Below are 286 nucleotides of genomic sequence, written 5' to 3'. Positions count from 1 at the left end.
ACCCGGCGCATCAATGGGAATTTCTACTCGAATTAGCATGGTTCACCTACCGATGTCTGTTTGGTTTCAGGCGCGGTTTTCATTCCCGCCTCAACAAAATCCGCCAGTTGCAGCAGCATCATGCGTAAGGCTTTCGGCATTTGCTCCAGTTCAATGGCGTCCATCAGGTTTTTCACATACAGCCCCAGCTCCGTATCGCCTTCAATCACCAGCCGACGCTGGAAGAAGATCGTATCCGGATCTTGTTTACGCGCCGCAATCATCAGCAGATCGCTGGCGTCGGCAC

At 52.8% G+C, this 286-nt stretch carries 1 protein-coding gene; it reads right to left on the bottom strand.

Annotated features, from left to right (window positions below; genetic code table 11):
* Nucleotides 1–32 precede the first annotated feature (32 nt).
* On the bottom strand, nucleotides 33–286 hold a 254-nt coding region (locus SB725_RS30760), incomplete at its 5' end, for an SCP2 domain-containing protein (protein WP_410923148.1).

The organism is Pseudomonas sp. SIMBA_041 (genome assembly GCF_046535095.1).
Lineage (GTDB): Bacteria > Pseudomonadota > Gammaproteobacteria > Pseudomonadales > Pseudomonadaceae > Aquipseudomonas > Aquipseudomonas mucoides.
Note: the sequence above shows the minus strand (reverse complement) of the source record. Positions and strands in the feature narration are given on the sequence as shown.